This is a genomic window from Dokdonella sp., from assembly GCF_041395345.1.
GTDB lineage: Bacteria > Pseudomonadota > Gammaproteobacteria > Xanthomonadales > Rhodanobacteraceae > Dokdonella.
The window spans coordinates 1-8,407 of the sequence record NZ_JAWLAR010000030.1; the positions used below are offsets into that span (position 1 = coordinate 1).

Here is an 8,407-nt window from a genome sequence, read left to right on the forward strand (position 1 = left end):
CGACCCTCAATCGGCCACGCTTGCATGCGACGGCGATTGAGGGCCGGTGAACGGCACGACGATCCATGTTGTGCCATTCCGAAGTACTGACGCGAACTCTCAGTCGCCGAACCCATCGCCGAAGATGCGATCGTTCTCGACACTCGGAACAACAGGAATGTTGACCTGGATGTCATTCGGCGTGACGGGGTCAGCCTGGTCCTGCTGCGTGCGCACCCGAATCGGCCATACAGAAGGAACCGCCTGACTCCCCGGCACCTGGAATTCGAAGGTGAACTCGAAGTCTCCCACGAGCGCTTGCTGGGCAGCGCAAACCATCGACACATAGCCTTGGCCATCCGGGAAAAGCGGTCCACAGACCCATGCAGTACCGGGGCTTTCGACAACACTCACATTGGCCACACTTTCAGGATAGGTGACGCGCAAACGCGGGCCCAGCGAAGCATCCGGGCCGTTGTTGGTGAGCGTGGCATTGAACCGTGCCGTCTGACCCGGCTGCAATGAAGCGGGAATCTGCGAAAGGGATGGCATCAGATCCGAGTCGACCGAAATCGAGGAAACCACGCTATCGCTGTTGTTGCTCGTGTCGGCATCCACCAGCAACGCCGGCGTCAGCAGGTTGACCGTCGACGAAATCACGCCGGGCCCGGAAGGTGAAGTGAACTGGGCGATCACTTGCGGCGCGCTGGCACCGCTGGGCAGGACTTCCGTGTACACGCAGTTGCCGATGTAGCCGGTATGGCTGCAGGACCAGCCTGCGCCAAATGGCACCAGGGTCATCGGATTCTGCAGATCGCTGTCGAGCACAAGCCTGAAGCCGGCATTGCTGACCGCATCGGGACCATTGTTGGCCAGGGTCACGATGTAGCCCATGGACTGGTTGAGGCCGACCACAAAGCCGCCGTCGTCGAGGTCGATGGAAAGATCGGCCACAACACCGGACAAGCCATTCTGATTCTCGAAGGCGCCAGCATCCCAGCTTCGGTTCACATCGGTGCCGGCAATGCGCGGACGAATCAGCCCGTCGTGGTCATACAACACAGCGTCCAACTTTCCACGGGAAGTCACTTCGTCGGCAATACAAAGATCGATGGCTGGAGAATCATCGAGCAGTAGAAAATTGTCAGTTGCCGCATCGACGAAGCGCGCGTCACTGCCCTGGAGGCTTTCGATCAGACTGCTGCTGGGCGCATCATCGAGGGTGGATAGACTGTTGGAGAAAACGCATGCTGACCGCAAAAGGGCATCCGCGGCGCCGTCGTTCTCGTAGAGCTTGGCGGACTCCATCATTACGGTGTTGAACAAACCTATCGCCGGCGCACCCGAACTTGTCCTCATGATGGCGTCATCGACATTCGAATTGCCGACGATCGTGCTGTGGAATGCCAGGAACACGGTCTGGCTACCGTCAAGGTGAATGATGTCATCCGCCGTATTGTTTCCGTTGTCGTGCAGCACGGTGTTGATGATGTCCAGTCTGGAACCCGCGCGCATGTCAAAGGCAGCTCCGTGAGGGTAAGCGTAGTAGTTGGAATTGATGCAGCCGTCGGTCTGGTTGACACTATTGGACTTGACCCAGACACCGTCCAGCTCGGCAGATGATTCGCGCATGGCAATCGCACCGCCACGACCCGCATAGTTCTGATCAACACTGATGCAGAAGTCGAAGCCGGTGTCGTAACCGCGCCCCCGGTTTCCGGTAAGCGATGCGCATCCGGGAAAATTTGCGTTGGGAATGCATCCTCCGGGATCGCGCTTCAGTTCGAAGCGGGCACCGCCGCGCAGCATGACTCCGCCGCCGTCGTTCGCCTGGTTGTTGGCGATATGGGCATTGGTCAGTTTGGCGACACTCTCGTTCAGCAACGTGAGGCCGCTACCCTCGCCGCGGTCGACCTCGTAGTGCGTCCCGAAACCGTCATGGACCACGTTTCGACCGACGTTTCCTTCGATCACGGTTGTCGAACTGCGGCTGCCAAGCGTGATGTGACTGGCGCTGGTCGCATAGATCCCTGCACCCGATGCTGCGGAGTATTCATCGACGATGGCTTCGGGGAACTCAACCCTGTCGACCTGGTTGCTCGCGATTCGACGCTCTCCGGAAGAGCTTCCTGTCATATCACAGATTTCCAGGTACACGCCTCCGCCGTGCGCACCGGCGACGTTGTCAGCAATGTCACCGTCACGGAAATCGATTTTTCCGCCCGTCTCTGAATTTGCGTTGATGCAAAATATGCCCCCACCGCGCTGGATAGCGACATTGTCGGTCACCTGCGTGGCGTACTGAATCGTAAGCTGCGCACCCTTGCTGCCATCGATATAGATGCCACCACCGAATTCTTCGGCCACGTTGTCAGTCACCTCGACACTGCTCAGTCGTACGCTGGCTGCGCCGCCGATCCGTACACCCGCTCCCCTGGGTGCAGCGCCGTCCCGGATAACCAGGCTGGTCAGGCTCACATTCACCGCAAGGGGGTTTGCGAAGCCCGAGACATGAGCAACGGGCTGATTGTTGCCAATGCCCTGAATCACCGAGGGCGCATTGGCGTCGCTCGTCGTATCCGAGCAGTTGCTGTATCCGCCAACCAGGGTGACGTTGCGGTCGATTGACAGGAATGGATCCGAAATCATGTTGTTCGACAGACGTATCGAGACCGTTCCGCCCACTGGAACGGAATTGATGGCGTCGTTGATCGTGTGGAAGTTGCAGGATGCTTCGCTACCGACAGTTACAGCAGCAAGCGAGGATTGCGCTATACCGGCGAGAGTCAGCGCCAGGAGAGTTTTTCCAATCGTTTTCATGTCGTATTCCAGAATTCAGGCAACGGGAACGGATCACCCGGCGTGGCCAGGCGCTGAAGAGTGGTAGTTTCGTGAATCGAGGGCCCCGTTCCGCCACGGCAAGTTCGCTATCGTTGAGCGGGTTTGCCGCAGCAGAACGGTGGGGTCGTGTCAGTTCAGACCCACCTCGTGCCCAGAGAAAGCCAGTCGTTCATCGCAACCAGCAGATTCAACGTGTCATTGAGGCAATTCATGCCCGGCTTGCCACTGGATTCGGCTCGCGCTGCGGCAGACGCGGAATCAGCATCGGCACTTCCGACTGATAGCGCTCGTATTCCGGCAATTCCCTCTTGAGATCACTTTCCTCGAACTGGATACCGACGAGGATGTAGCCCGTGATCATGGTTGCGTAGACAACATGTGCAACGGTCATGGTCGGTGTGAACCACGCGGTCAGCAGGAACCCGAAGTAGAGGGGATGTCGCACCCAGCGATAGAGACTCGGCGTGACGAAGCCCAACGAGGTGTACGGGCGGCCGCGGAATTCGAGCCAGACCTGGCGCAGACCGAACAGATCGAAGTGGTTGATCAGGAAGGTCGACAGGAAAACCACTACCCAGCCCAGTCCATAGATGGTGTAGAGGACGCCCTGAAGCCAGGTCGATTCAATCTGCCAGATGACGCCGCCCATCGGCTGCCAGAAGGCGAACACCGCGATCAGGGCAAGGCTGGAGAACAACACGTAGGTGCTGCGCTCCGCGGCGGAGGGAATCACTTTCGTCCAGAGTCGCTTGAAGGCAGGACGGGCCATGACGCTGTGCTGCACGGCAAACACTGCCAGCAGCCCGAGATTCGTGAACAGTGCCACGAGGAAGGTGGAGGTAGGAGCCGAATCGATCGACTTCGGTACCCAGATATTGCCTACGAATCCGATCGCGTAGAGGATCGATGCAAGGAAAAGGAAGTAACTGATTACACCGTAGATCAGGATGGCTGTGCGTTTCATGAGGGTCTCTCCCGAGGGTCATGCCGGCGGCCAATCGCCAGCTGCCGCACAGTGTCGGGATTCCCGCATGACCGGTCTTGACCCTCAGGGGACCAGTCCTGACCATCCTCTGACCTCTTTTAAAATCAATAACATGGAGAGCGTATTTGAGTTGCCCTCAAGCAGTTCAGGGACCCGGTAATGTCAGCGCTGCCAACCGTCCGCAAGCGAGACGGCCTGCAGGATCATCGCTTCCCTGTCGTTTGACCGCCCAGCCGCTGTGGCCCCGCACCCTGCTTCGCCAGACTGTCCTCCGGGTTGTACAACTGGCAGGCACGTAACGAGAGGCAACCGCAGCCGATGCAGCCGTCCAGTCGGTCGCGCAGGGCCTGCAGATCGGCGATGCGCCGGTCCAGTGATGCTCGCCAGTGTGATGAGAGCCTTGTCCAGTCGGCCCTGGTCGGGGTTCGTTGTCCCGGCAGCTGTTGCAGGGCCTCGCCGATTTCGCCAAGACTGATACCAAGTGCCTGTGCGGTACGGATGAATGCAATGCGGCGCAGGGCCTCGCGCCGGTATCTGCGCTGGTTGCCCGTGCTGCGTTCCGCAGTGATCAAGCCCTGCGCCTCGTAGTAGTGCAGGGTCGAGACGGCTACACCGCTGCGCCTTGCGATATCGCCGACACTCATGCTGGCGTGACTCATGGCCCCTTGACCTCAAGCTGACTTGAGGTCGCAAGCTACCGACGAACGGATCGGGAGACAAGCTTGCAAATCGCCATTCAACCAGGAGCACACGTGTCGCTGTTTTCGCCGGAGTACAGAAACTTGAGCATTGGCGCCGTCAGCCTTTGCTCGATGATTGCCTTTGAAGCCATCGGTGTGGCTGCCGGCATGCCGGCAGTTGCTGCCGCCCTGGATGGCTTGTCGATGTACGCGCTCGCCTTTGCCGGCACTCTGGCCGGATCCGTGGTCGCCATGGTGTGGTCGGGACAGGACTGCGATCGCAATGGGCCGGTCCGCTCGATGGCGCTTGGCATGCTGCTGTTCGGGACCGGACTGCTGCTGGCAGGCCTGGCTGATTCGATGGTCGTGCTGATTGCCGGAAGAGTCATTCAGGGCTTCGGCGTGGGCGCACTGGGCGTGGCGCTTTACGTGGCTACGGCACGTGTATTGCCACACGAATTCCATCCACGTCTGTTCGCCCTGTTCTCGACCGCCTGGGTGATACCCGCGATTGTCGGACCGGCGATATCAGGCTGGATTGTCGATCATTGGGGCTGGCGCTGGTTGTTTCTCGGTATCCTCGCCCTGCTCTTGCCTACTGCCGCGCTGATCCTGCCGCCGATTCGCGGACAACGCGAACCGGACACCGCGCAGCCCCGCTCCCGGCACCTGCTGCATTGGGCTCTGCTCGCTTCCATTGCCAGCGTTGCGCTTTCCGTCAGCGGCACTGCAAGAAGCTGGATGCCGATTGCAGTCGTCGTGTCGCTGGCCGGAGTGATTCTGGCCGCCAGACGTCTGCTGCCCGTCGGCACGCTGCATCTGGTTCGCGGCCTACCCGCCATAATCGCCCTGCGCGGCATCAATGCATCGGCATTCTTCCTCAGCGAAGCCTTTGTCCCACTCTGGTTGCACGAACAGCGAGGCTGGTCGATTACGGCAGCCGGCATGGCGCTGACCGGCGGCGCGTTGTTCTGGAGCGCCGGCAGCCACCTGCAATCTCGCATGGTCGATGACAGCACACGGCAGCTCTGGTTGCAGCGTGGCTGTTTCATGCTGTTGCTCGGCATTGTTGCCTGCCTGGCCACGGTCGTCGGATTCCTGCCCGATTGGAGCCTCCTGATCGGCTGGTCGCTGACCGGGCTCGGAATGGGCGTTTCGTTCCCGATGCTTGGCGTGCTGACCATGAAACTCTCGCCACGGGAGCAGCAGGGCACCTATTCTTCGGCCTTGCAGCTCGCCAACGCCTTGTTTACCGGTGCAACTCTGGCTGCCGGTGGTCTGATGTTTTCCTTGCTGCAGGCAGAAGCTCCCACGCAGGCATATCTGTGCGTTTACGCCCTTGCCACCCTGCTGGCAGCCACCTCCTGGATGGCTTCGAGCCGAACCCGACCCTAGCCCGGCGCCAATCGCACAAAGGGCTCCCAGGGCAGATTGCGCAACACGGCAAACGCCACTACCAGCACGAGCCAGATGCGCGCGTCGGAAATGCGTGCCATCCATGCATGCCCGGGTCGCCAGCTATTCCAGAGCATCACAGGAATCGCAAGGACAGTGATGACTGCGAGTGGATTCATGCTCAACGCAAGAGGAACACTTCCATGCAGCAAGGCATGCAGGGCGCGCGTCGTGCCGCAACCGGGGCAGTACAGGCCGGTCAATTCATGCAGCGGACAGGGAGGCAGAAAGCTGCCATCCGCGAACGGATTCACCAGCATGAGAACAATGCCTGCAGCCAACGCGGCAACGACCAGTGCAGCGATTGGTAGCCACGGCCGCAAGGGAATGGAGTATTGCGTCATTCCACGCGTTCCATTGACAGGAATTGCCGGTATCAGCGACCGAACGAGTGGCCGAGCAAGACCAGCGCGATCCAGCCGAGACCAAAGAACAGCCCCACGCCGAAGGAGACCCAGCTCCAGATGGCGGACAGGCGTGCGGATTCGCGTGCACCGGCCGTATCGCCAGCACTGACCTTGCCATCGACCTGAGCCGCATAGACGATGGCCACGATGCCGGTGGGCAGACAGCAGAAAATGGTCGCGAGAATGGCCCAGACCAGATTGTTGCCGACATGGACAAGCGTGCCCCGGCTCGCGCTTGGTGGCGTCCCCAGCCCGTATTCCGTTACGGCATGCGGCATGGCTCCGCCGCAGCGAATGCAATGATCGGATGTATCAAGATTTTCCTGACCACACTTCGGACAGAACATGCGTTTCGATACCTCGTTGGACTCCCGGGTCGTGATGCCTGTTCTACCACGTTCGCCCCAGGCCTGGAATCGACAAGGCGCGCTCCACAATGCTGCAGCGCGAGAACCTGCCGACGAATCAGACCTTTTTCAGGAACTCCGATTTCAGCATCATCGCGCTGCCGCCAACCTTGCCTTCGACATCGTGATCGCCGCCGACGATGCGGACACCACGCACCTTGGTGCCCTGCTTGATCACCTGCGACGAACCACGGACCTTCAAGTCCTTGATCAACACGACATCATCGCCATCCAGCAGCTGGTTGCCGTTGGCGTCCCGAACAACGGGCGCTTCATCTTCATCATTCTCGCCGGCGACAATCGACCATTCATGGGCGCAATCCGCGCAGACATAGTTGTCGCCGTCCGGATAGGTATTTTCCATCGAACACAACGGACAGGCTGGAATATCAGACATGGGATTCTTTTGCTTTCAGGGGGGCGCGATTGTAGTCGACCGATAGCCCGGCCAGCGAGCCTGGCGACGACGCGGCTCCCATGCGGGGCAAAGTCAGGCGTCCGGCCGATGCATCGGCATGGGCCGGACAGGCTGCCTAGTCAGTCCGTCATCGAGACTCAGTTTGCGAAATCCAGGCTGAATGTTCTGGACATGCGACAGGTCATTCCCTGCTGCGATACGGTGGATTCAAGGTCGCCGAGAATGCGCTCCTCGTTCTCCAGGTTCCAGCGGAAAGTGATCACCATCGGAATGCCATCCTGCTCGCCACCCACCGTGCCCAACCAGCTGCAATCGGATTGCAGACGCATTTCCAGATCGGCTTCGTCGTCTGACATGCCTTCCGCAAGAATGGTGTCGCAACTGTCATTCACGCTCAGCGTACCGCTGGAACGACTCGCGGCCAGGGGGGTTGTCATCGAAACCACGCCGGTGCAGGCCATGCTCCCGGTATTGTTGACCACGTTCCAGCGCCCTTGCTTCGGGCACGTGCACGCGAACGAGGGTTGCAGCGCGAACGTGCATGTGACGGTTTCGTCATCCTCGACTTCAAAGCGGGCCTTGCTGCTTTCCAGATCGCCGGAACTGCGACGCGTACTGGCAGGATCATCGCAACTGACCTGAGTCAATCGGTATCCGGCATCCAGCAGGTTCTGATCGATACGTGCAAGGATCGATTCGTGGCTTCCGCTATCCACCTCGCTGCGGATCGTTGCAACACCACTCTGGTCGAGTTGCACATCGCCGGAAGGTGTTCCAGTGAAACCGAGCCTCGCATCGGGATAGGCAGGATTTGTAGTCACGCGCACGATCGCCGTGCCGCCGGGCGCCGCCCATGCAACACTCCCGATAGTGAAAAAAAACACCAGGGCCGGAATCAGGATATAGGGCACTTTCGGGCTCATGCAGGACCTCGTCTTCAAGCTTTGACATGCAGAAAACCATAGCACAGCGCGGCATTCATCCCGATCCAAGCCAAGCAAGACGGCCGCCTAAGCGGCATCCGTTCGCCTGGCCTGTGTCATACCCCCACTTGCGCCGGGGCCGGGAGCACACTTGATTGCTGATCGATTCCTGCGATCAAATTCGTTAACGTGCGCGACGATGTAAAGTACCTGCCTGGCAGGTTTGTCTGCCGTTCCACGTATGTACTCGCTGATAGCCCTTCACGTGCTGGGTAGCCGGGAGTTTCGGATGAACCAGGATTGCGAGCCAGG

General features: G+C 59.7%; 8 protein-coding genes. 1 reads left to right on the top strand and 7 read right to left on the bottom strand.

Annotated features, from left to right (window positions below; all coding sequences use genetic code 11):
- Positions 1-99 precede the first annotated feature (99 nt).
- The 3 genes from R3F00_RS17725 to soxR all read right to left on the bottom strand — a co-directional run bounded on the left by R3F00_RS17725 (position 100) and on the right by soxR (position 4,464).
- Positions 100-2,799: a hypothetical protein gene (locus R3F00_RS17725; protein ID WP_371283059.1), complete on the bottom strand. Its 2,700-nt coding sequence runs from the start codon at positions 2,797-2,799 to the stop codon at positions 100-102.
- 229 nt (positions 2,800-3,028) lie between these two features.
- Positions 3,029-3,784: a methanethiol S-methyltransferase gene (mddA, locus tag R3F00_RS17730; RefSeq protein ID WP_371283060.1), complete on the bottom strand. Its 756-nt coding sequence runs from the start codon at positions 3,782-3,784 to the stop codon at positions 3,029-3,031.
- Positions 3,785-4,008: 224 nt separating this feature from the next.
- The gene (soxR, locus tag R3F00_RS17735) at positions 4,009-4,464 is read right to left on the bottom strand and encodes a redox-sensitive transcriptional activator SoxR (protein ID WP_371283061.1); all 456 of its coding nucleotides are present in this window, start codon (positions 4,462-4,464) and stop codon (positions 4,009-4,011) included.
- A gap of 123 nt (positions 4,465-4,587) precedes the next feature.
- Here soxR and R3F00_RS17740 point away from each other — a divergent pair, with 123 nt between their 5' ends.
- Positions 4,588-5,880, top strand: coding sequence for an MFS transporter (locus R3F00_RS17740; RefSeq protein ID WP_371283062.1), 1,293 nt, complete (start codon positions 4,588-4,590; stop codon positions 5,878-5,880).
- On the opposite strand, the gene R3F00_RS17745 is transcribed toward R3F00_RS17740, so the two are convergent.
- The 4 genes from R3F00_RS17745 to R3F00_RS17760 all read right to left on the bottom strand — a co-directional run bounded on the left by R3F00_RS17745 (position 5,877) and on the right by R3F00_RS17760 (position 8,095).
- Positions 5,877-6,284, bottom strand: a complete 408-nt coding sequence (locus tag R3F00_RS17745; protein WP_371283063.1) for a DUF2752 domain-containing protein — start codon at positions 6,282-6,284, stop codon at positions 5,877-5,879. The genes R3F00_RS17740 and R3F00_RS17745 overlap by 4 nt on opposite strands.
- A 32-nt stretch (positions 6,285-6,316) precedes the next feature.
- Entirely contained in the window at positions 6,317-6,625 is a 309-nt protein-coding gene (locus tag R3F00_RS17750; RefSeq protein ID WP_371283064.1) for a CD225/dispanin family protein, read from the bottom strand.
- Between the two features lie 187 nt (positions 6,626-6,812).
- On the bottom strand, positions 6,813-7,151 hold the full coding sequence (locus tag R3F00_RS17755) for a zinc ribbon domain-containing protein YjdM (protein WP_371283065.1): 339 nt from the start codon (positions 7,149-7,151) through the stop codon (positions 6,813-6,815).
- A 158-nt stretch (positions 7,152-7,309) separates the two neighbouring features.
- Entirely contained in the window at positions 7,310-8,095 is a 786-nt protein-coding gene (locus R3F00_RS17760) for a hypothetical protein (protein ID WP_371283067.1), read from the bottom strand.
- Positions 8,096-8,407: the final 312 nt, after the last annotated feature.